Source organism: Rhodococcoides fascians NBRC 12155 = LMG 3623, from assembly GCF_001894785.1.
Lineage (GTDB): Bacteria > Actinomycetota > Actinomycetes > Mycobacteriales > Mycobacteriaceae > Rhodococcoides > Rhodococcoides fascians.
Genome location: NZ_BCWW01000001.1, coordinates 861,151 through 883,309, shown reverse-complemented (window position 1 = coordinate 883,309; position 22,159 = coordinate 861,151). Strand labels below are relative to the sequence as shown.

The following is a 22,159-nucleotide window of genomic DNA, read 5'->3' as shown; positions in this document are numbered from 1 at the left end:
ATGCGGGGTCACCGGTAGACCAAGCCACCATCGATCAGCGGTGCCTGGCCGGTCATGTAGTCCGAGTCGGGTCCGGCGAGATACGAGACGAACGCGGCGACGTCCTCGGGAGTCTGCGCCCGACCGAGAGCGATACCGCCGACGAACTTGTCGTAGGTCTCGCCTTCCGCGGCACCGGTCAGCTCGGCGAATCGTTTGTCGATGGTCACCCACATGTCGGTGCCGACAACGCCGGGGCAGTACGCGTTGACGGTGATGCCGTCCGAGGCGTACTCCTTGGCCGCAGCCTGGGTCAATGCCCGGACTGCGAATTTCGTTGCGCTGTAGACCCCGAGCATCGCGAACCCGTCGTGGCCTGCGATCGAGGAAGCGTTGATGATCTTGCCCTTCTGGCCGAGCGCCTTGAATGTGGCTGCCGCAGCTTGAATCCCCCACAGCACCCCGTCGACGTTGACGGCCCAGATCTTCTTCGTGTCTTCCGGGCGGACGTCGTCGAGCGGCGCGACCTGTGCGATACCGGCATTGTTGACGATGACGTCGAATCCGCCGAGCGCTTGCTGGGTATGTTCGACGGCCGCGAACACTTGATCGCGATCACTGACGTCGGCGACGAATGTCGTTGCCTTCGAGCCTGTTCGACGCACCTCGTCGGCCACGCCGGTGATCTTGTCCTCGGCCAGGTCGACCAACGCGATGTCGTGCCCGTCGTTGGCCAACCGCAACGCGATCGCCCGTCCGATTCCCTGACCGGCTCCCGTCACTAACACGGCGCTCATGCGGGTGCACCCGTCGAGGGGTCGACCAAAACTTTCATCTTCGTGCCTGCATGCAGCGCCTCGAATCCGTCGTCGATGACGCCGTCGAGCGTGATCTTGTCCACCCAGCCCGTCGTGTCGTAGTGGCCCTGGCTCATCAGATCGATGACGGCCTCGTAATCGGCGGAGGTGTAGCAGAGCGATCCCTGGATGCGGGATTCGTTCATGACGAGCTTCTGCAGCGGTGTGGTGAGCGGCTTTTCGTAGATAGCGACGCTGACGAGCGGTTTGCGAGCACCGATGCAGCCCAGCGCGGTCTCGACGGCCGGTTGCACACCGGCCGCGTCGTAGATGGCGTCGGCCCCGTTGCCGTCGGTCAGATCGGCGATGAACGCGGGGACATCGACTGCCGTCGGGTCGAGGGTCTTGGCACCGAGCGCTTCGATCGAGGCGCGACGCGTCGGCGACGGTTCGACGACGTAGACGTTGTCGAGTCCCTTACCGCGCAACGCGAACCACAGGCCGATACCGATGGGGCCGGCACCGAACACCATCGCGGTGTCCTCGGGTTTCGGATCGCCCAGTGTCGCAGCGTGATAGGCAACCGACATCGGTTCGACGAGGGCACCGAGTTCGAGAGAGACGTTGTCGGGTAGGGCGTGAATCATGTCCGTGGGGACCACGGTGTATTCGGCCATTCCGCCGTCGGACATCAGTCCGTGGAAGCCGATCTGCGCGCAGATGTTGTAGTTTCCTGCCCGGCAGGGTCCGCAGTGTCCACAGCGGTAGAGCGGTTCGATGGCCACGCGATCGCCGACCGAGATGCCGGTGACACCCGTGCCGAGCTCGGTGACCGTGCCCGAGAACTCGTGTCCGAGCACCAGGGGCATCTCCTGGCCGGTCAGCGGATGCGGCGAGGTGGGGATGAAGATTGGGCCTGCGTAGTACTCGTGCAGGTCGGTTCCGCAGATTCCGTTGAACCCGACCTTGACCTTGACCTGCCCCGCACCGGGATTCGGCTCGGGTACGTCGGTGATCTCCACCTTGTTCGGGCCGTAATACACAGCTGCACGCATCGGTTCTCACTCCTGACTGAATTGGATGCACACAGGTTTATGTGACGACGACCACTTCCGACAGGGTTGCAGTGCGTTGCATCGAATCGGTCGCACTGCAACCTCCCGCAACCCTGACGGGTGGGCTGTGATTCAGCTCATAGTGACGGCGACCCTGTCGACCCACCGAGAAGAGACCCCCATGACCGCAACCGCAGACCGACCCCTCGACGAGCCGAAAACGGCGTCAGCACAGGGCAACTGGCTCATATTCGGACTGGCCAACCTCGCCGTGGTCATGGCCGTGTCGCTGGCGACCTGGTATGTGCTCGCCGATCCCACCACCAGTCCCTGGAACGCCTATCCGCTGCCGTTCAACGCCGCGCTGTTCTGGGCCATTCTCTTCATCGTGTTCATCGGATTCGATTGTGAATTCGCCGGATTCGACTCTCTGAAACAACCGATGCGCGGGCTCGCGATCCTGAGCTCGACGGCGGTGTTCGCCGTCGCCGTCACCTGGCTCCTCGGCAGCGGCCTCGGGGCGCTGTATCCGGATTTCGCCGGTTCCCGCGAAGGGGGGCTCGGCTACTTCGCAGGCGCACTGTTCGTGCTGTTCGGGTTCGGCACGTGGGTCATGGTGGTCCTCAACTGGCAGCACTGGCCGTGGACCGTGCTGAGCATGAAGCAGCCGCTGATCGGGCTGTGCGAGATCGCATTCGTCGCCGTCCCGACCCTCGCGTTGTACTTCGTGTTCGGACTGCCGTCGGTCTCGCTCTCGGCCACCGATCCCCTGATGTCCGTGGACACCGCACTCGGCTGGTTCTACTCGATCGTCGTCTCGGTGATCCTGACCGGCCAAACCCTGGACAACTGGCCCTGGAAATTGGCCGGCGGCGGCGGACGGACCGCACTGGCGGCCACCGTCGGCAACGCTGCGCTCGGCACGGCGATCTACTTCCTGATGGTTCCGCTCGCGAAGCTACTCGTCGGCTCGGAAGCGACCGCAGAACTCGGTACGGTGATCAACCAGTTCCCGGCACAGATCGGAGTCTGCTGGGCATTCTGGATGATCTTTTGGGCGAACGGCTTCGGTAATCGCTTCCCGGCGGCGGGACGCGCAGTACTGACTTTCGCGCTGGCCATCGGCACGTTCCTGGCCTACTACTACGTTCTTGCCGAGCACATGCTCCACGAGCCCGTCGTCGCGGCCGGCATCTCCGGCAACGCACTGGGCTTCGTCGACTGGTTAGTGCTGTGGACGTTGATCTACGTCGTCGGATTCCAGTCGTTGGGGTTGAAGAAGCTGTCACCGGCATGAGCCGCTGCAACGCATTGCAACTCTCGACCCGGCTCTCCGAAGAGAGTGTGCTGGGTCACATACACGGCACCTCTTCATCGCAAGGAGTTTTCATGACCCAGACCATCGAGCCCGACTCGATCACCCGCACGCACACCCCGCAGGAACGGGTCGACGCCTGGTTGTCGAAGTTCGAGGACGCCCTGGTCGCCCGAGATATTCCTCGTGTTGCCGGCATGTTCGCCGTCAGCAGCTTCTGGCGCGATCTCGTCACGTTCACCTGGAACCTCAAGACGGTCGAGGGCCGGGACGGCGTCGCCGACATGCTCGGTGAAAGGCTCGCCGATACCGACCCGACGGGATTTCACACCACCGAGACCCCCGACGAAGCAGACGGCGTCGTCTCGGTGTGGATCGCATTCGAGACGGCGACGAGCCGCGGCAAGGGACATCTGCGTTTGACGACGGACGCCGAGACCGGTGACGACGTGGCGTGGACGCTGCTGACGACGATGCAAGAACTCAAGGGATACGAGGAGCGGCAGGGCAAGTCCCGCATCAAGGGTGCCGTGCACGGCTCGAATGCCGACACCCAGAACTGGGCCGAGAAGAAGGAGATGGAAGAGAAGGAGCTCGGCTACAGCGTGCAGCCGTACGTCCTCGTCGTCGGCGGCGGGCAGGGCGGCATTGCTCTCGGTGCTCGGTTCCGTCAACTCGGCGTCCCGGCGATCGTCGTCGACCGTGCCGAGCGCCCCGGAGATCAGTGGCGGGGACGCTACAAGTCACTGTGCCTGCACGACCCGGTCTGGTACGACCATCTGCCCTACCTGCCGTTCCCGCCGAACTGGCCGGTGTTCGCGCCGAAGGACAAGATCGGCGACTGGCTCGAGATGTACACCAAGGTCATGGAGGTTCCGTACTGGAGCAAGACGACCGCGAAGTCCGCGACCTACGACGAGACCGCGAAGGAGTGGACCGTCGTCGTCGACCGCGACGGCGAGGAAGTGATCCTGCGGCCCAAGCAGTTGGTGATGGCCACCGGAATGTCGGGCAAGAAGAACGTGCCGAACTTCCCCGGCATGGACGAATTCGAGGGCGAGCAGCACCATTCCAGCGAACACCCCGGTCCCGACGCCTATGTCGGCAAGCGCGTGGTGGTCGTCGGTTCCAACAACTCGGCGCACGACATCTGCAAGGCGCTGTACGAGACGGGCGTCGACGTCACGATGCTGCAGCGCTCGTCCACACACATCGTCAAGTCGGACTCGTTGTGCGAGATCGCTCTCGGCGATCTCTACTCGGAGCGCGCGGTGGAGTCCGGAATGACCACGGCCAAAGCCGATCTCACGTTCGCGTCGCTGCCGTACCGGATCATGCACGAGTTCCAGATCCCGGTGTATCAGCAGATCGCAGAGCAGGACAAGGACTTCTACGATCGCCTAGAGCAGGCGGGCTTCCAGCACGACTTCGGTGACGACGGTTCCGGCCTGTTCATGAAGTACCTGCGCCGCGGCTCGGGCTACTACATCGACGTCGGCGCATCCGAGCTCGTCGCGGACGGCAAGATCAAACTCGTTGCCGGACAGGTGGAGCGGATCAGCAAGACCGGCGTCGTACTCGAGGACGGGACCGAACTACCGGCGGACCTCATCGTCTACGCCACCGGCTACGGCTCGATGAACGGCTGGGTCGCCGATCTCATCGACCAGGAGACCGCCGACAAGGTGGGCAAGTGCTGGGGTCTGGGCTCGGACACCACCAAGGATCCCGGTCCGTGGGAGGGCGAACAGCGGAACATGTGGAAGCCGACGCAGCAGGAGAACTTCTGGTTCCACGGCGGCAATCTGCATCAGTCACGCCACTATTCGCTGTACCTGGCGCTGCAGATCAAGGCCCGTTACGAGGGCATCGACACCCCGGTCTACGGGCTGCAGGAGGTGCATCACCTTCGGTGACGGTCGTGCGCGGAAACTCGTAGTGGGCTACGAGTTTCCGCGCACATGGCTGCCTAGTCGTACACGCCGGTCCCCTGCGCCTTGGCGATCAACGCATCCTCGGAGCGCACCTGATCGAGGTTGACCACGCGGGTGGACAGCACCGTCGAGTACAGCCAATCGGTGGCCACGCGCACCCGGGCGGAGGCGGTGGGCAGGGCATAGAGGTGATAACCGCGGGCGACGAACTTCGCGACGGCTCCGGTGAGGGGCACTCCCAAAGGCTTTGCCACACCGTCGAATCCGCCCAGGTCGGCGACCAGTCCCAGATCCTTGTGTCGGTACGGTCGAGCAGTGCCGACACCGAGGGACGCGGCGACGTTCTTGGCCACCGCTGTGCCCTGCCGCTGCGCGTGTTGAGCGGTGGGCGGCGTCGGCTTCGACGGGTCGGCGGCGATATCGGGCACCGCGGCCGCGTCACCGATGGCCCAGACGTCGTCCACGCCGGGGACCGTGAGGTCGGGGTTGACCACAAGCCGGCCCTTTTCGGTCGGCAAATCGAGTTGCGCGATGAGGGGGCTCGCAGCCACGCCCGCTCCCCACACAAGGGTGCGTGTCGGTACGACGTCGCCGTCCGTCAGCGTCACCGCGTTCGCCGTGGCCGATTCCACCGACACCCCGAGACGCACCTCGACGCCGCGAGCCGCGAGGACTTCCATTGCTTCCTTGCCGAGTCGCTCGCCCAGTTCCGGCAGCACCGCAGGCGCGAGGTCGATGAGCAACCACCGAATGTCCGACGGGTCGACCGTCGCCCACCGGGTAGCGATACCGCGAATCCAATTCTGCATCTGCGCAACGAATTCGGTGCCCGTATAGCCGGCTCCCACAGCGACGACGGTGAGCCGTTCCTTGCGTTCGGCGCGGCCCTCCGGCGTGTCGGGCAGTTCGTCGGCTGCATCCAACTGCTTCAACACGTGGTTGCGAATGAACACCGCTTCGCTCAGGGTCTTGAGACCGTGTGCGTGCTCGGCGACACCGGGGATGTCGAACTGCCTCGTCACCGAACCCGGGGCCAGAATCAGCTTGTCCCAGGCCAGTTCCGAATCACCGTCGGGGCCGGCGACACGAACGCGTCGATTCTCGAAGTCGACGGACGTGACGTGCCCCAGCACCAACTTGGTGCGCCGCAACGTCTGTCGTGTCGACACTGCGATGTCCCGCGGATCAAGCACGCCGGTCGCTACCTCGGGCAGCAACGGGCTGTAGAGCAGGTAGTCGTTGGGCGCGACGAGGGTGAACGAGGCGCGGTCCGGGCCCAACAGCTTCTGCATCTTGCGCAGTGCGTAGAAGCCGCCGAACCCGCCGCCGACCACCACCACCCGGGCTGGGGATGCGGGAGCCGGGGCGGTGCTGCGATTACGGAGTGGTGAGCGCATGGTCCACATTAACGCCGAGTACCGCAGCTCCGCCCCGTCAAACGTGGACCGGGCGACGAATCTCTAGACCAACCGGGCTTCCGGGGAGCCGGTCTTGCCCGCATCACGCTCAACCGAATCGCCGAGGGCTTCGTCGATCTTGGCGAGTACATCCGCGTCCAGGGTGACCTCGGACGCCTTGATGTTCTCGGCGATCTGCTCAGGACGCGATGCCCCGACCAGCGCGGCGGAAATGTTGTCGTTGGCCAGAACCCAAGCAACAGCCAACTGCGCCATGGTGATTCCGAGACCGTCGGCGATCGGCTTGAGTGCCTGCACCCGGGTGAGCGTCTGATCGTCGAGGTAGCGCGCGATCATCTTGTCGCCGCCCTTGTCGTCCTTGGCGCGCGAACCGTCGGGCAGCGGTTGTCCGGGTAGGTACTTGCCGGTGAGCACGCCCTGAGCGATGGGTGACCAGACGATCTGCGAGATGCCCAGTTCCTTGGACGTCGGGATCACCTGATCCTCGATGACGCGCCACAAGGCCGAGTACTGCGGCTGGTTCGAGATGATCGAGAACCCGTTCTGCCGTGCCAGTTCCTGGCCGGCGCGGAGCTGATCTGCCGTCCACTCCGAGACGCCGATGTAGAGGGCCTTGCCCTGACGGACGACGTCGCCGAACGCGGCGATGGTCTCTTCGAGCGGGGTCTCGACGTCATAGCGGTGGGCCTGGTAGAGATCGACGTAGTCGGTACCGAGGCGACGCAGCGAGGCATCGATGCCTTCGAAGATGTGTTTGCGGGACAGACCGGTGTCGTTGGGGCCCTTGGGTCCGACGGGGAAGTAGACCTTGGTGAAGATCTCCAGCGATTCGCGACGCTCGCCCTTCAATGCGTCACCGAGGACCGTTTCCGCAGCCCCGTTGGCGTAGACATCGGCGGTATCGAATGTGGTGATGCCTGCATCGAGAGCCGCACGCACGCACTGGGTCGCGATGTCGTTCTCCACCTGCGAACCATGGGTCAACCAATTGCCGTACGTGATCTCCGAAATCTTCAGTCCACTGTTTCCGAGGTATCTGTAAGCCATGTGAGAAAACGGTACTCCGGTGATCAATTCACAAGTGGCCGACGGCCGAGGAACCGGGTTCCGATACCCGCCAGGACCACCGCTAGCACTGCCGCGCCCGTCGAGAGCCACAGCTCGGCACTGGGCCACGTCGAGTGGTGGAGGGCGGATGTGAGCGGCGTGTACGCAGTCCAACCGTAGGTGACGACCATCGGCACCGTGATCGCCACCGGTACCGCGAGGCCGATGGTCAAGGGCGTGGGGGCGAGGGAGTGGGAGTAGCCGGCGTGCACGCCACGTACAGATAGGCCGCAGCGGCCGGGAAGATCACCAGACTTGCCGCGTAGTGCACGTTGTCCCACGGGGGGCGCTCGAACAGCGCGGTCGTACACACCACCGCCAGGGTCGCGAAGCCGACGATCGGTCGACCCCAGCGCAGCCCGAGTGCCGCGCCCACTGTCACCGCAACTGCCGTGATTGCCACGAGCCCGAGCACCCAGATACCGTCCGACACATCGATGCCCACCCCAGCGGTGGTGGTCGAGGTGAGCAACACGGCTGTCCCGGCGAGCACAAGAATGCCTCCGCGACCCGGTAGCAGAGCGGCGGCACCGAACAACACTGGTACGACGACGAGGCCGAAGAACCAGCTTCCACCGAAGCCGTCTTCAGCTCGAAACAGCATCTGCACGAACAACATATTGAGCAGCAAGCCACCGATCGAGATCAGTAGTATCGCCCCGACCGGTCGGATGCTCCGTTCCGGTGGCGCATGGTCGTCGCTGCGGTCGACACGAGCTGCCGAGGCCACTGCAATTACGACCAGTACGCACAGCACCGGAACGACAACCGGCGGGCCGATATCGGATTCGGTGAGGTAGTCGGCGTAGCGACGCGGGATACTCGGATGCTGCAAGGCCTCGACCGCGCCTGCACTGAGTAGTCCGACGAGGAACGACCCGATCGACAGTGCTTGCCGAGCTCGTACACCGTTCGCCCGTACTACAGTGCATCCCAACAGAACTCCGCCTGCCACCACCTCGGCGATGTCGGAGGGCATCAGCAGGGCCGTCACCCCGGCGCAAATGGCCGCAGCGATGGACAGACCGGCCAGAATACTGCGCCGACGGACGAGCATAGCCAGACCCGACGCCAGAATCACTGCAACGGCGACTCCCCCTCCGCCGCTGGAGAACACCACACCCCCGACGCTGGTGTCGCCGAAGATATCGACCCCGTCGGATTGCGAGAGCAAACCGGCCAGGAGTCCGGAAAGAACGATCGCGAGCGCTGACATCCCCGAATTATGCACGGCCACCACGGTAGGCGCGGGATGCCGCAACAATTTTCTCCAAAGTCTGTGCAAAAGCACGCAATTCGTCCTCACCCACCGCGGCGCCCACCGCGTCCGACCACGCGTGTTGAGCATCTCGCAGAGCGGCTACGGTCTCGCGTCCCTTCGGGGTGGGCTCGAGGAGCTTCGCTCGCTTGTGGTTCGGATTCTCGATGTAGACGGCCCAGCCCTTGTCCACCAACAGGTTTGCGGTTCGTTGCACACTTTGCCGCGCCAAACCCAGACCGACGCGTCGCGCTATATCGGCCACCGAGAGCGGCTCGTCGAGAGTGGCCCCGAGAACCTGCCACCAGGCCGGCGTCAATCCTGTCGGTTCGGTGATGCCCTGTGCGGCAGCGAGGAATTCGCCGTTGAGCTCGAAGACCGGCAGGACCACCTCGGTGAGCGCGTCCCCCTCCGGCGTTCGTCCGCTCATGCGCCCGTCAGCTGGTCGTAGAATCTGCGCTCCCCCGTTGTGTAGAGCCCGTACCAAGCGTCGATGATGGGCTGCGGGAACACGTCCAGGCGCTCGAACACCAGCTTGGCGAACTCGATCGGTGCGGTCGCTCCCGCGGTGATGACGGTGCCGTCGGACACTGCCTTCTCCTCACGGTAATGCTCCGCTCCGCGGTATTCCGCAGCCTGAGTGAGGAATTCGGCGGCATTCGAGGTATGTGGCCGGCCGTCGAGCAGGCCGGTCCGAGCAAGCCCGTAGGTTGCCCCGCAGATTGCTGCGACCGGGGTGCCCGCTGCCACGAGTTCGGCGGCCAACTCCAAAGCTGCATCGTTAGCGGATTCCCACGTGCCGGCACCGGGCAGAATCAGCGCGTCGACGGACGGAAGATCGGCCAACGCGACGTCGGGGGTAATCCTCAGGCCGCCCATCGTCGTCACCGCCTCCCCCGACTCCGATGCGACGAGCAACCGGTTGGCGTCGGGATTCTGCTCGCGGGCCATCGCGAGCCCGGCGATGAGGTAGCCGTACTCCCAATCAGCCATGGTGTCGGTGGCATACAGCGCAACGGTGATCATGGAACGGTCCTCACGTCGATTGACAGTATGCTGTCAATCATTCGCTTTTGACAACAGGCTGTCAATCCCGGGGATCACTCGCGTTGCTTTTTCACGAGGTCCCACCTCGCGCAAGTAGATCCGGCAAGCAGCGTGATAGCGCTGATCGAACGCGTCGCCGGCCGCTTGTGCACCACCCAGCGCATCGGCGTCACGCGCAATTCCGCGCAACCTCGCGACATCGAAGGGCGTGTCGACGAAGATCGAGTAATCCCAATAGTCCGGTAGCGGTGGCCGATGCAAGAACGTTCCATCGACGACGAGAATTGCATCCGAGGGAACGTACTCAGGGGCGTCCTCGACCAATTCGTCAGACGCCAGATCGATCACTCGACGCCGAATACACCCACTCCCGTTCGGCCCAAGAGGATCCAACACATGGGAAATCAGCGCCCCGAAGTCGTATGCGTCTTCGTAGTAGCCCGCAGCAGATGCTCGACCCTGCCGATACCGATGGGCTCGCCGGTGATGAAAGCCGTCCATGGTGACATGCAAGGCAGATCGACCCTGCGCCACAACGGCTTCGGCCAGCCACCGAGCACACGTCGACTTTCCCGATGCCGTCACCCCATCGACCGCCACACGCACCGGATGACCCGGGTCGAGAGACACAAGATCGGACACCACATCGTCACCCAAGCTCATGAGTCGAGCGTAGGGCACCGAATCATCCTTTATAAACCAATTGGTTGACTACACAGCTCGAGGGGCATATCTTTGCTGTATCCGAGGAGGTGAGTGACCATGGACGACCGGATCGAGCAGCTCAATCGAACCTTTGCAGCGTTGGCGGACCCCACCCGGCGTGACATGGTTGCTCGGCTTGCGGGTGCCGACGCCAACGTCAGCGAACTGGCCGAGCCGTACGACATGAGCCTGCAGGCAGTCTCCAAGCACGTGAAGGTGCTCGAGGATGCCGGGCTGGTGACGCGCAGCAAAGACGCCCAGCGCAGACCGGTGCACTTGGATGCGGAGGTGTTCGGCCTGATGGCGAAGTGGATCGAGCGTTATCGCCAGGAGGCCGAGCAGCGCTACCGCCGACTCGACGACCTGCTGGATCACGTTGTAACACAAGACGACTCTCAGAAGGACGTGTCATGACCGAGCACGAAACCGAGATAGTAGCGGACGACAAAGTACCCACCATCGAGATCATCAGGCAGTTCGACGCGTCGCCCGAGCAGGTGTTCCGCGCACACGTCGACCCCGATCTGTATCGGCAGTGGGTAGGCCCACGGTCGGTGACGACGCGAATCATCGCGTGGGACGCACGAACCGGCGGCGCATGGTCGTTCGCGAACGACCGCGACGGCGAAGAGATCGCGTCGTTCTTCGGCAGCTTCCACGAGGTTCGCGCGAACGAGCGGATCGTGTGGACCTTCACCTACGAAGGCGATCCGGATTCGGTCGCCCTCGAGACCATGGCTTTCGGGGCCCGCGACGACGGCGGTACGCGATTGAGGGTGTTGAGCGTCCTGTCCGACTTCGCAACCCGAGACGGGATGCTCTCCAGCGGAATGGATGTGGGAGTCAGGGAGGGTTACGAGAAACTCGATGCACTGTTGACGGGACCGGCTGCACAGCATGCACGGGACGCTGCCGCGTTCACGGCGTTGGTCGATTCCGTTTCCGGGGACGCGTGGTCTCGGCCCAGTCCGGTACCGGAGTGGAACGCGCTGGGTGTCGTCGAACATCTCGTCGGTTGGTCACGTGGTTTCCTCGGCGGTGTCGAGGGTGTCGAACTCTCCGAGCTCGACGTGGCGCGCGACCCTGCCGCCGGGTGGGCGCGACACGTCGCCGACATCCAAGCCATCCTCGACGCCCCCGCGGGCCGCATCCTGAGCAACCCGCACATCGGCGACATGCCGGTCGAAGACGCGATCGACCGGTTCTATACCGCTGATGTGTGGATGCACACCTGGGACTTGGCCAAAGCCCTGGGACGCGAACCCGATCTCGGCGAAGAGCGTTGCGCCGCAGCGCTGATCGCCATGAAACCGATGGACCGCGTGCTCCGCGAGAGCGGGCAGTTCGGCCCCGCCGTCGACGTCGACGACAACGCGTCCGCCCAGGACAGGTTGATGGCCTTCATCGGACGCGACCCGTCCTGGCCGCCCGACAACTAGCCAGCCACGGCTCCCAGACCGACGCTGGCCTTCCTGAGGTGGCTACGTTCACATGTACTTGCGCAACTCCATCTTCGCGATGGACATCTTGTGCACCTCGTCGGGACCGTCGGCGAGCCGCAGCGTCCGCACGTGTGCGTACATCATCGCCAGCGGGAAGTCGTTGCTGACTCCGCCGCCGCCGTGCACCTGAATGGCGCGGTCGATGATCTTCAGCGCCATCTCGGGCGCAGCGACCTTGATCGCGGCGATCTCGGTGCGTGCTTCCTTGTTTCCGACGGTGTCCATCAGGTAGGCGGCCTTGAACGTCAGCAGCCGCGTCTTCTCGATCTCGATGCGCGCCTCGGCGATCCAGTCCTGGATGTTCGCACGCATGGCGACCGGCTTGCCGAAGGTCACCCGTGAAACCGCACGGCGACAGAGCAATTCGAGCGCTCGCTCCGCAACACCGATGGTCCGCATCGCGTGGTGGATGCGGCCGGGCCCCAGTCGAGCCTGACTGATCGCAAACCCCTCACCCGGCCCCTTCAGCACGTCCTTCGCCGGCACCCGCACGTCCTCGAAGAGCACCTCGGCGTGCCCTTCGCGGTCGACGTAGCCGAAGACGGGCAGGTTGCGCAGCACGGTGACGCCGGGCGCATCGATGGGCACGACGAGCATCGACTGCTGCCGGTGCGTTGCTGCCTCGGGATCGGTCTTGCCCATGACGATCAGAACCTTGCAGTTCTTGTGCATCGCGTTCGACGTCCACCATTTGCGCCCGTTCAGGATGAAGTCGTCGCCGTCGCGGTCCATCTTCATTGCGATGTTGGTGGCATCGGAACTGGCGACGTCGGGCTCGGTCATCGCGAAGGCCGAACGAATCTTACCGTCCAGCAACGGCTTCAGGTACTTCTCTTTGTGCTCGTCGGTACCGAAGAGGGTGAACACCTCCATGTTGCCGGTATCGGGTGCGTTGCAGTTGCAGGCTTCGGGGGCGAGCAGGCTGCGGCCCATGATCTCGGCCAGCGGAGCGTATTCGAGGTTGGTCAGGCCGGGGCCCCACTCGGGGTGCGGGTGGAACAGATTCCACAGTCCACGCGAGCGCGCTTCCTTCTTCAGGTCCTCGAGAATCGGGGGATGGAAGTGCGGGTCACCGGCGTCGAGCATCTGTTGCTCGTACACCGCCTCCGCCGGATAGACGTGAGAGTCCATGAACTCCAACAGATCCGACTCGTACTTCTTTGCGCGGTCGCTGGTCTCGAAAAATGCCACGTTCAGTTCCCCTGTTGGTTGTCGAGCAAGCTGTCCTGGTAGCGGCGCATGCCGCGCAACCACCGGTCGTAATCGGCACCTTTGTTGCGGTACATGTCCAGTACGTTCTCGTGGGGCAGGATCAGGAACTGCTCCCGGTCCATCGCGTCGAGCACCACGTCGGCGACGTCGAGCGGTTCGAGCACAGCACCCGCGCTCAGTACCGCAGCAGTTGCGGCCGCTCCCAAGGCATCTCCCGATTCGCGGCCTTCGTAGAGCAATTTGGTGTTGACGCCCATCGGGCACAGGCAGCTGACGCGAATGCCTCGATTGCCGTAGGTGACGTTGAGCCATTCGGCGAACCCCACCGCAGCATGCTTGGTCGTCGCGTATGTGGCGGAACCGATCTGGGTGAGCAAGCCGGCTGCGGAGGCCGTACTGACGAAGTAGCCCTCACCACGTTCGAGCCAACCCGGCACCAACAGCTGCGCAGCGCGGATGTGTGCGCGCACGTTGACGTCGAAAGACAGGTCCCAGTCCTGTTCGCTGGCGTCGAGCCCGGGGGCGCCGCTGATGCCGGCGTTGGCGAAATACAGATCGACCGGACCGAACGACTCTTCGGCGACCGCGATCAGCCGCTCGATATCTCCGATGTCCGACGCGTCGGCCGCGGCAGCGACGGCTGTGCCCGGCCGGTCCCGCTCGATGGCGTCGACCACGGATCGGGCCGTGGACTCGTCCACATCGGAGACGACGACGCGGGCTCCGTGTTCGGTGAGTCTGGCGGCGATGGCTCCGCCGATTCCGCCACCACCTCCGGTGACGATGGCGACCTTGCCTGCAACCTTCATTCCCCAGGTATAGTTGAAGTCAGATTCAAGTTCAACCCTGATTGGATGAACTGCCAGCTCAGCGCCGGTGTGTCATGCCCTCGGCCGCGTCGGATCGGTGATCCAACCCGACCACGAGCCGGGATACAACGCCGCGTCGATGCCTGCCAACTCCAGTGCGAGAACCTGATGTGCAGCGGTTACGCCCGAGCCGCAGTAGACGGCGACGTCCTTTCCCTTCGGTACGAGTCCACCGAATGCGCCGTCGAGTACCTCCGGGGGCAGGAAGCGCCCGTCGGAATCGACATTGTCGGTCGTCGGCCTGTTGACCGCCCCGGGGATGTGGCCGGCCACAGGATCGACTGGCTCGACCTCGCCGCGGAATCGCTCGGGTGCGCGGGCGTCGAGCAGGACGTTCTCGCGGGCGAAGGCCAGCACGTCCTCGACCTCGAGGACCCGGGCCAGCGGTGGCCGCGCCGTGAACGATCCGGCCGCCACGATCGAGGGCTCGGTGCCGACGGAATAGCCCTCGTCGACCCATCGCGCGAACCCGCCGTCGAGGACGCGCACATCCCGGTGGCCGAAGTAGCGGAGCAACCACCAGGCCCGCGCAGCCGCAGTTGCCGGGCCCGCGTCGTAGACCACCACCGCGGAATCGTCGCCGACTCCGGCTCCCCGCATCGCCGCGACGAACGTGTCCGCATCAGGCAGCGGATGGCGACCACGATCGTCTGGGTCGTTCCTGCTGGCTCCACTCCCGTCGTCCGGCGGTGCCGCCAGTTCCGTACCGAGATCGACGAATTGCGCGGTCGGGATGTGCCCCGCCTCGTAACCTGCTCTGTCGCTACCGTTCTGGAGAGTCCACCGAATGTCCAGGACCACTGGGCCGCGACCCATCTCGAACAGACCGTGCAATTCGGAAGCTGATATCAGCGGCGACTGGCTCATAGTGTTTCGACGCTACAGTCCGGGAGGGGGAATAGCTCGGAGTCCGACCAGGTTGTGCGCAGGCGTGACCGAAACTGCAACGACAACACCGCACCTGTCCACCGCCGGGCTCTTCGAGCCGTTCGAGGTCAAGTCGCTGAAGCTGCGTAACCGCTTCGCCATGGCGCCGATGACGAGGGCGTTCTCGCCCGACGGCATCCCCGGCCCGGACGTGGCGGAGTACTACCGCAAACGTGCAGCAGGCGGCACCGGCCTCATCATCACCGAGGGTACGTACATCCCCGACCCCGCCGCAGGACCGCACACCCGCGTACCGAGGATCTACGGCGACGCCAGCCTCGAAGGATGGAAGGGCGTCGTCGATGCGGTCCACGCCGAGGGCAGCGCGATCATCCCCCAGCTGTGGCACCTGGGGGTCGAGCGCGGCACCGAGCCACGCCTGTTCCCCGACGTCACCACCGTCAGCCCGTCCGGCATCGCTCTCGACGGCTCCTCGGTCGGGCGCGCCTTCACCGACGCCGATCTCGACGAACTGACCTCGCACTGGGTTCAGGCTGCCGTCAACGCGAAGAACACCGGCTTCGACGGCCTGGAACTGCACGGTGCTCACGGTTACCTTCTCGACGAATTCCTCTGGGCAACAACCAATGTGCGTGACGACGAATTCGGCGGATCTCTGGAGGCCCGCACCCGCTTCCCCGCACAGGTTGTCGCTGCGATCCGCGCCGCGGTGGGTGAGGACTTTGCCATCGTGTACCGCTTCTCGCAGTGGAAGAGCAACCACTTCGACGCTCGACTCGCAGAGAACCCGGCCGAACTCGATCGCGTCCTCACGCCGCTGGTCGACGCAGGCGTGGACGTACTGCATGCTTCGACTCGTCGGCACTGGGATCCGGCATTCCCCGAACTGGACGGAGTGGACGGCAAGCTCGGTCTGGCCGGTTGGACGCGCAAGCTCACCGGCGTTCCGACCATCACCGTCGGCTCCGTGGGCCTCGATTCGGTGTTCACCTCGGCATGGTCGGAGGACGCGGCCTCCGGTGTGACGGGATTGGACGCGCTGGCGGGCCAGTTCCAGGACGGCGAGTTCGATCTGGTGGCCGTCGGACGCGCGCTGCTCTCCGATCCGGAGTGGGTGAACAAGGTCGGCGACGGCCGCGTCGACGAGCGCATCGAATTCACGCGCGACCACATTCGGAACCTGGTCTAGCGCTTACAGCTCCACCACGTCATCTCGCACCGGCACCATCGTTTTGGGCACGCGCCTAGAACGGTGGTGCTGTGTCGTCTTCCTCGTCGTTCGGCTCCGGCTGCGGTGTCGGTGTCGGGTTGTCCGGTGGGTCGGGGTAGGCGACGATGCCGGATCGTTTGGGTTTGGTGGGTATGTACGGCCGGAGGTCGTTCCCGATGATGGGTACGGCTGTTCCGTTGGCGGGCAGGGTGATTCGGGTGGTCTTCGAGGTGGAGGTCCATAGGATGGCACCACCGGGGAGCATGACCGCTTTCCAATAGCCGGCGGTCTTGACGCTGTGGTGGTATTCGCAGAGGCATTGGAGGTTGTTGACCGTCGTCCAGCCGCCGCCGAGGGGATTGGCGTGATCGAAGGCAATGATGTGGTCGAGTTGGCAGCGTTCGGCAGGTCTGTGGCAGCCGGGGAAGCGGCAGTGGCGGTCGCGTAGTCGTACGGCGGTGGTGGTGAGGGCGTCGGGTCGGTAGATCAGGGCTCGGTCGGTGAGGGGGTCGCGCCCGACGGACTTGCCGAGAGTGGGGTCGGCGGCGATGGCGGCTTCCAGAGCTGCGGCAAGGGATGCATTGCCGAGGTAAATGCCGGAGGAAGTCCGCTGTGCGGTACAGCCTGCGGGGCGCAGCGTCGGGTTGTTGGGGCGGAACGCCAAGGATAGATCGAGGGCAGAGCTGTGCCGTGTGCCCCTGCCGACGGGTGTGTGAGTACAGAACAGGGCTGCAGAGGACGCCAAGGCACTCCGACGTCGTTGCCGGTGCTGGGTCTCGTCGTATTCGGTCGGCTCAGGCGGTGTCGGGTCTGGCGTCGAATGCGATTCTGCTGCAACCGAACCCGAACCCGAACCCGAACCCCGGCCCGGCCCTGCGCCGGGATGCGGTCCTGGGTCCGGTAGCGACGGTGGCGGTACCGAAGGTGGCGGTATCGACGGTAGCGGCGCTGCTGTGTTCGTTGCGGTGCCAGGGCCAGTGCCAGTGCCAGTGCCAGTATCCGTCCGCGATACTCGCGTATCCGGTTTCGCTGAATTCGGTTCCGCGTTGGATTGTGTCGCGTCGGGCTCTGCCGCGTTGGTTTGTGTCGCGTCAGGCTCTGTCGCACTCGGCTCGGCTGTTGTTTCTGACGAGCGTTGTTCCCAGTCCCCGGTTTCCGGGTTCTGCACTGCCAGTCCGAGTTTCTCTGCCAGCGTCACCGCTTCGGTGAGCAGGATCTGCCACTGACTGTTGCGGGCCAACTCCCGCGCCAGATCAGGATCGATGGATCCGTGCCCGGCCAGGTACGCCGGATTCGCCAACAGTCCGATCAGCGTCGCGATATCGACAGTGACCATCGTCAACGGCACCCGACGATCCGGCAGCTCTGCGTCTTTCTTCGGGCAGTCCGCTCGTTGACACAGGCATACCAGCCGGGGTTCTCCGTGCATCCGCGCCATGAAGGCGTCACACAGCCGATCTTGTTTGCCGCGTGGGTCTTTCGGGCAGAGCGTGTCGGCCATTTCCTCCAGGAGCTGCCATGCGGCCGCGGCTTCGGGGGCGGTCAATTCTGCTCGGATCCGCGCCAACTCCCCAGCCGGGGCGTAGGAAACATTGCGGAACCTCTTCGCGAACTCGCGTAGTGCAGCTGCTTCCTCCGGCGCGACCCGCAGAAGAATGTCCCAGATCTCCTTCTCCAGCGGCCCCGGTGACGACCGTCGGGCTGCTTCGACGATCTCGTCCTCGACCGACTTCACGATGTCGTCGGAGAGGTTGTCGAGGATCCGGCACACCACCCTCACTCGCGGGAGGTCGATCTCCCCAGCCTCGAATGCCTTCTTCACCAGCGGCAGTCGAGTGTGCAGGGCGACCCCGACCGAGACATACGCCTCGGCGACCGTCGCCGAACACCCCAACGCCACCGCCATCTCGGTGCGCCCATACCGGCTGTAGTGCTTGTGCTTGGTGTCGAGAGTGATCCAGCTCCGATGGACGTAGTAGCACGCGGAAATCTTGCGAGCCGCCAGCCGATTCTCTTCTCGCGCAGCGGCGGTCAACGCATCCAACGAGACTGTCGGTATCGCCATCTCTTCACCCCCCAGTGAATCGAAACAAGAACGCATGTTCGAACTGCAAGAAGAGTATCCCGACCCACCGACAAGAACGCCGGACCCGTCGAACCCCAGGTCGTCGGACCGACGCGGCGATGATCGCGCACCCGAGCCACATCCCCCGAATACTCGACAACGCCTATCCTCGGTACGTGCCCACCCTCTACACTTCACCGACGAGTACCACGTGACCGGTTCGGCAGTGGCGTGGCTGGAGAAGTTCCAGATCCCGCTGTACCTATTGGCGTTGGCCGTCGGAGTTGTTGTCGGGTTGGCGGCACCGGCATCGGCTCCCGCATTCGAAATCGCCATCAATCCGGTGCTGATCGTCTTGCTCTACGCGACGTTCCTCGCAGTTCCGTTCTCCGCCATCGGTGTATCGCTGCGCGACACGAATTTCTTGCTCAGCGTCGTGGTGCTCAATTTCGTGCTCGTTCCGATCGTCGTGTTCGCACTGACCCGGTTCGTTGCGAGTAACGAAGCGGTGCTCGTCGGGATACTTCTGGTGCTGTTGGCTCCGTGCATCGACTACGTCATCGTTTTCAGCGGGTTGGCCGGGGCGGCATCGGAACGACTTCTCGCCGCTGCTCCGTTGCTGATGCTGCTGCAGATCGCGTTCTTGCCGCTGTATCTCTGGTTGTTCGTCGGACCCGACCTGGTGAAGATCATCGACGTCGCACCGTTCGTCGAGGCGTTCGTCCTACTGATCGCGCTGCCACTGACATCGGCTGCGGCAACGCAGTGGTCGGCACGACGCACACGCCTCGGCACTCACATCATGGACGCCATGGCAGCGGCGATGGTGCCGATCATGATGGCGACCCTCGCAGTCGTCGTCGCATCTCAGGTCGACGCAGTCCGCAGCGAGGCATCTCAGCTGATAGCAGCAGTGCCGATCTTCGTCGCGTTTCTGGTCGTCATGGCCGTCGTCGGACTCGCGACGGCTCGGGTCACCCGCCAGGACGTGCCCGCGACCCGGGCTTTGATCTTCTCCGGTGCGACCCGGAACTCGCTGGTGGTGCTGCCTCTGGCGCTCGCGCTGCCGCCGGCCCTTTCTCTCGCCGCAGTGGTCGTGGTGACGCAGACGTTGGTGGAGCTGATCGGCATGATCGCGTACGTCAGGATCGTTCCTCGCCTCGCACCGGCGACCTAGACTCCGAACATGACCGAACCCACGCCATCCGACCTGACCGCGCTACGTGCACGGGCTGCGGGCGGTGACCAGGACGCGATCGACGAATTGGTGGAGCAGGGCACCGTCGACGATCTGCGTTCAATTGCCGCAGCCGGCAACAGCGACGCCGTCGACATGCTCGTCGAACGCGCCGGAGAGCGCGAGGACCGCGACGAACTGCGGCGACTGGCAGCCGGCGGAAGTCAGGATGCCGCAGACATTCTCGAAGAACTGGACGGCTAGATCGGATCGGGACGGGTGCCCACCTGCAGGGTGAGCCGGTGCGCGGCGTCGAGCAGCATCTTTCCCAACTCCCGACGTCTGTCCTCTCGAAACCTCGTTTCCACACCGGTCAGACTCAACGCCCATGCCGGCCTGCGGCCGCGGTCGAACACCGCTGCTCCCAGTCCCCAGCTGCCTTCCACGAGCAACGCCGGGTTGACGGCGTAGCCCGAGGACCGCGTCAGCTCGATTCGGTGGCGAATCGCCGACTCCGAATGATCGGTTCCCCACTCGGGCACCAGATCGACGCCGTCGAGGTAGTCGTCGACCTCGCGGTCCGGGAGATGAGCGAGAACGGCCAAGCCTGCGGAGGCCACACCCAGCGGTAATCGAATGCCCTCGTACAGCACATGCGACCGAAGCGGGAAGCTGCCCTCCACCCGAAGCAGACACACCGTCTCGCCACCTCGACGCGCGGACAGGAACGCGCTCTCGCCACTCCGCATTGCCAAGTCCTGCACGATATCTCGGGCCTGATCGGTGACGTCGTAGCGCAATGCGGCCATGGAGCCGAGGAGATAGATTTCCGGTCCCAGTGCCCACCGTCCGGTTCCCGTATCGCGGTCGACGAATCCCTCGTCGGCCAGTTCCGTCAACAGCCGATGAGCCGTCGGGCGCGCAACTCCAGCAAACCTCGCCAACTCGGTGGTCGAGGTACCGGTCGCCTCCGCCGCACTGGCGGCACGCAGCAGAGCACACACTTTGGCGATGACGCCGGCGTTGGCGTCGAGCACAGTCACCGCACCACTGTACGTCCACTGAGTGAACGCCGACGCACTTCATGTTCGACATTCGAGCAGAATTTCGTAAAACAGCCGCGATGCGCGCTGGTCGAGTTCACTGGACCCATCGTTTGCTCAACGAACACATCAGGAGTTCACGTGACAGGAAAGACCTACGACTCCGCAGCCGACGCGGTGGCGGACATCGGTAGAGGAGCGACCATCGCGGTCGGCGGCTTCGGCCTGTGCGGCATCCCCGATGCCCTCATCGAGGCCATCGCCGACACCGACGCGGACGAATTGGAGGTGTTCTCCAACAACTGCGGCGTCGACGGCTACGGATTGGGAATTCTGTTGGCAGCCGGACGTATTCGCCGTGTCACTGCGTCGTACGTCGGCGAGAACAAAGAGTTCGCCCGGCAGTACCTCGCCGGCGAACTCGAAGTGGAACTGACACCGCAGGGCACGCTCGCCGAACGTCTCCGCGCCGGCGGCACCGGCATTCCCGCTTTCTTCACCCCCGCCGGGGTCGGCAGCCCCATCGCCGACGGCGGAATGCCGTGGCGCTACAACGTCGACGGTTCCGTCTCGATCGAGTCACCGCCCAAGGAAACACGGGTGTTCGGCAACAAACGCTACGTGCTCGAGGAGGCGATCAACGCCGACTTCGCTCTGGTGCACGCCGAGATCGGCGACACCGCAGGCAATCTCGTGTTCGACAAGACAGCGATGAACTTCAATCCGCTGGCAGCGATGGCGGGCAGGATCACCATCGCTCAGGTGGAAAAGCTCGTCGAGCCGGGCGAAATCGACCCGGCCCAGGTGCATCTTCCCGGAGTGTTCGTCCAACGTGTCGTACATACCGGTCCACAGAACAAGCGCATCGAAAAGCGTACCGTCAGTTCAGGAGTTCGAGCATGACCGCAGGATGGACCCGAGACCGGATGGCCGAGCGTGCAGCGGCCGAGATGGTCGACGGCGAATACGTCAACCTCGGCATCGGCTTGCCGACGCTGATCCCGGGCTACCTCACCGACAAGGTGAACGTCACTCTGCATTCGGAGAACGGCATCCTCGGCACCGGCCCCTACCCGACCGAGGACGAGGTCGACGCCAACCTCATCAATGCCGGAAAGGAGACCGTCACCGTCAATCCCGGTGCGTCGTACTTCGATTCGTCGCTGAGCTTCGGCATGATCCGAGGCGGCCACATCGACACAGCCGTTCTCGGCGGCATGCAGGTCTCCCGTAACGGCGACCTCGCCAACTGGATGGTCCCCGGCAAGATGGTCAAGGGCATGGGCGGGGCGATGGACCTGGTGCACGGGGCTCGACGCGTCATCGTGGTCATGGAACACACCGACCGCGACGGCAATCCGAAGATCCTCGACGCGTGCACCCTGCCGCTGACCGGCCAGGGCGTCGTCGACCGCATCATCACCAACCTGGCCGTCATCGACGTCGTCGGCGACGGCACGCTCGAGCTCGTGGAACTTGCACCCGGGGTGACCACCGAACAGGTCGTCGCCGCCACCGGATCAACCCTGAAGCACTGAAGCACTGACAGCCGTCCGAACAGCACTGTGGGCCCGAACG

23 protein-coding genes are annotated in these 22,159 nt (G+C 64.3%); 9 read left to right on the top strand and 14 right to left on the bottom strand.

Annotated elements, in window-relative coordinates:
- Positions 1 to 8 precede the first annotated feature (8 nt).
- Both RFA01S_RS04435 and RFA01S_RS04430 read right to left on the bottom strand, forming a co-directional pair.
- Positions 9 to 776, bottom strand: coding sequence for an acetoin reductase (locus RFA01S_RS04435; protein ID WP_032406583.1), 768 nt, complete (start codon positions 774 to 776; stop codon positions 9 to 11).
- Complete coding sequence (locus RFA01S_RS04430) at positions 773 to 1,831, bottom strand: 2,3-butanediol dehydrogenase (RefSeq protein WP_032364498.1); 1,059 nt, start codon at positions 1,829 to 1,831, stop codon at positions 773 to 775. The genes RFA01S_RS04435 and RFA01S_RS04430 overlap by 4 nt, the downstream gene beginning before the upstream one ends.
- Positions 1,832 to 2,012: 181 nt before the next feature.
- Between RFA01S_RS04430 and RFA01S_RS04425 the strand changes: the two genes are divergently transcribed.
- Together RFA01S_RS04425 and RFA01S_RS04420 are read left to right on the top strand one after the other, a co-directional pair.
- The gene (locus tag RFA01S_RS04425; protein WP_032406584.1) at positions 2,013 to 3,128 is read left to right on the top strand and encodes a hypothetical protein; all 1,116 of its coding nucleotides are present in this window, start codon (positions 2,013 to 2,015) and stop codon (positions 3,126 to 3,128) included.
- Positions 3,129 to 3,220: 92 nt separating this feature from the next.
- Positions 3,221 to 5,062 (top strand): flavin-containing monooxygenase, encoded by a 1,842-nt coding sequence (locus tag RFA01S_RS04420; RefSeq protein ID WP_032406585.1) that lies wholly within the window; start codon positions 3,221 to 3,223, stop codon positions 5,060 to 5,062.
- Between the two features lie 53 nt (positions 5,063 to 5,115).
- Here RFA01S_RS04420 and RFA01S_RS04415 read toward each other — a convergent pair whose 3' ends face one another.
- The 7 genes from RFA01S_RS04415 to RFA01S_RS04385 all read right to left on the bottom strand — a co-directional run bounded on the left by RFA01S_RS04415 (position 5,116) and on the right by RFA01S_RS04385 (position 10,573).
- Positions 5,116 to 6,477: an NAD(P)/FAD-dependent oxidoreductase gene (locus RFA01S_RS04415; RefSeq protein ID WP_048317293.1), complete on the bottom strand. Its 1,362-nt coding sequence runs from the start codon at positions 6,475 to 6,477 to the stop codon at positions 5,116 to 5,118.
- 63 nt (positions 6,478 to 6,540) lie between these two features.
- Positions 6,541 to 7,545, bottom strand: coding sequence for an aldo/keto reductase family protein (locus RFA01S_RS04410; protein ID WP_032364502.1), 1,005 nt, complete (start codon positions 7,543 to 7,545; stop codon positions 6,541 to 6,543).
- A 23-nt stretch (positions 7,546 to 7,568) separates the two neighbouring features.
- Complete coding sequence (locus RFA01S_RS04405) at positions 7,569 to 7,778, bottom strand: hypothetical protein (protein ID WP_032406587.1); 210 nt, start codon at positions 7,776 to 7,778, stop codon at positions 7,569 to 7,571.
- Positions 7,775 to 8,821, bottom strand: a complete 1,047-nt coding sequence (locus RFA01S_RS04400) for a hypothetical protein (RefSeq protein ID WP_032406588.1) — start codon at positions 8,819 to 8,821, stop codon at positions 7,775 to 7,777. The genes RFA01S_RS04405 and RFA01S_RS04400 overlap by 4 nt, the downstream gene beginning before the upstream one ends.
- Positions 8,822 to 8,828: 7 nt before the next feature.
- Positions 8,829 to 9,293 (bottom strand): MarR family winged helix-turn-helix transcriptional regulator, encoded by a 465-nt coding sequence (locus RFA01S_RS04395; protein ID WP_032364504.1) that lies wholly within the window; start codon positions 9,291 to 9,293, stop codon positions 8,829 to 8,831.
- Positions 9,290 to 9,889 carry a DJ-1/PfpI family protein gene (locus RFA01S_RS04390; RefSeq protein ID WP_032369359.1) on the bottom strand — a complete coding sequence of 200 codons (600 nt, stop codon included), beginning with the start codon at positions 9,887 to 9,889 and terminating at the stop codon, positions 9,290 to 9,292. The genes RFA01S_RS04395 and RFA01S_RS04390 overlap by 4 nt, the downstream gene beginning before the upstream one ends.
- Before the next feature lie 33 nt (positions 9,890 to 9,922).
- Positions 9,923 to 10,573, bottom strand: coding sequence for a nucleoside/nucleotide kinase family protein (locus RFA01S_RS04385; protein WP_032364506.1), 651 nt, complete (start codon positions 10,571 to 10,573; stop codon positions 9,923 to 9,925).
- Between the two features lie 99 nt (positions 10,574 to 10,672).
- On the opposite strand from RFA01S_RS04385, the gene RFA01S_RS04380 reads away from it, so the two are divergent.
- Together RFA01S_RS04380 and RFA01S_RS28430 are read left to right on the top strand one after the other, a co-directional pair.
- On the top strand, positions 10,673 to 11,029 hold the full coding sequence (locus tag RFA01S_RS04380; protein WP_032364507.1) for an ArsR/SmtB family transcription factor: 357 nt from the start codon (positions 10,673 to 10,675) through the stop codon (positions 11,027 to 11,029).
- Positions 11,026 to 12,054, top strand: coding sequence for a TIGR03086 family metal-binding protein (locus RFA01S_RS28430; RefSeq protein ID WP_072691997.1), 1,029 nt, complete (start codon positions 11,026 to 11,028; stop codon positions 12,052 to 12,054). The genes RFA01S_RS04380 and RFA01S_RS28430 overlap by 4 nt, the downstream gene beginning before the upstream one ends.
- Positions 12,055 to 12,102: 48 nt before the next feature.
- Here RFA01S_RS28430 and RFA01S_RS04370 read toward each other — a convergent pair whose 3' ends face one another.
- The 3 genes from RFA01S_RS04370 to RFA01S_RS04360 form a co-directional block, all read right to left on the bottom strand.
- On the bottom strand, positions 12,103 to 13,248 hold the full coding sequence (locus RFA01S_RS04370) for an acyl-CoA dehydrogenase family protein (protein WP_371829092.1): 1,146 nt from the start codon (positions 13,246 to 13,248) through the stop codon (positions 12,103 to 12,105).
- A gap of 62 nt (positions 13,249 to 13,310) precedes the next feature.
- Positions 13,311 to 14,138, bottom strand: a complete 828-nt coding sequence (locus tag RFA01S_RS04365) for an SDR family oxidoreductase (protein WP_027494413.1) — start codon at positions 14,136 to 14,138, stop codon at positions 13,311 to 13,313.
- A gap of 72 nt (positions 14,139 to 14,210) precedes the next feature.
- Positions 14,211 to 15,065 (bottom strand): sulfurtransferase, encoded by an 855-nt coding sequence (locus RFA01S_RS04360; RefSeq protein ID WP_032364508.1) that lies wholly within the window; start codon positions 15,063 to 15,065, stop codon positions 14,211 to 14,213.
- Between the two features lie 64 nt (positions 15,066 to 15,129).
- On the opposite strand from RFA01S_RS04360, the gene RFA01S_RS04355 reads away from it, so the two are divergent.
- The gene (locus RFA01S_RS04355) at positions 15,130 to 16,275 is read left to right on the top strand and encodes an NADH:flavin oxidoreductase (protein ID WP_027494415.1); all 1,146 of its coding nucleotides are present in this window, start codon (positions 15,130 to 15,132) and stop codon (positions 16,273 to 16,275) included.
- A gap of 55 nt (positions 16,276 to 16,330) precedes the next feature.
- Here the strand turns inward: RFA01S_RS04355 and RFA01S_RS04350 are convergent, their stop codons facing one another.
- Positions 16,331 to 18,361: an HNH endonuclease signature motif containing protein gene (locus tag RFA01S_RS04350; RefSeq protein WP_052060528.1), complete on the bottom strand. Its 2,031-nt coding sequence runs from the start codon at positions 18,359 to 18,361 to the stop codon at positions 16,331 to 16,333.
- 211 nt (positions 18,362 to 18,572) lie between these two features.
- On the opposite strand from RFA01S_RS04350, the gene RFA01S_RS04345 reads away from it, so the two are divergent.
- Together RFA01S_RS04345 and RFA01S_RS04340 are read left to right on the top strand one after the other, a co-directional pair.
- Positions 18,573 to 19,538, top strand: coding sequence for an arsenic resistance protein (locus RFA01S_RS04345; protein ID WP_174557200.1), 966 nt, complete (start codon positions 18,573 to 18,575; stop codon positions 19,536 to 19,538).
- Positions 19,539 to 19,547: 9 nt separating this feature from the next.
- The gene (locus RFA01S_RS04340) at positions 19,548 to 19,802 is read left to right on the top strand and encodes a hypothetical protein (protein ID WP_032406590.1); all 255 of its coding nucleotides are present in this window, start codon (positions 19,548 to 19,550) and stop codon (positions 19,800 to 19,802) included.
- Here RFA01S_RS04340 and RFA01S_RS04335 read toward each other — a convergent pair.
- The gene (locus tag RFA01S_RS04335) at positions 19,799 to 20,581 is read right to left on the bottom strand and encodes an IclR family transcriptional regulator (protein ID WP_238325062.1); all 783 of its coding nucleotides are present in this window, start codon (positions 20,579 to 20,581) and stop codon (positions 19,799 to 19,801) included. The two genes, RFA01S_RS04340 and RFA01S_RS04335, sit on opposite strands and share 4 nt — an antisense overlap.
- A 141-nt stretch (positions 20,582 to 20,722) precedes the next feature.
- Here RFA01S_RS04335 and RFA01S_RS04330 point away from each other — a divergent pair, with 141 nt between their 5' ends.
- Both RFA01S_RS04330 and RFA01S_RS04325 read left to right on the top strand, forming a co-directional pair.
- Complete coding sequence (locus RFA01S_RS04330) at positions 20,723 to 21,484, top strand: CoA transferase subunit A (protein ID WP_032406591.1); 762 nt, start codon at positions 20,723 to 20,725, stop codon at positions 21,482 to 21,484.
- A complete protein-coding gene (locus RFA01S_RS04325; protein WP_032406592.1) occupies positions 21,481 to 22,119 on the top strand; it encodes a 3-oxoacid CoA-transferase subunit B in 639 nt (212 codons plus the stop codon). The genes RFA01S_RS04330 and RFA01S_RS04325 overlap by 4 nt, the downstream gene beginning before the upstream one ends.
- The last annotated feature ends 40 nt before the right edge of the window (positions 22,120 to 22,159 follow it).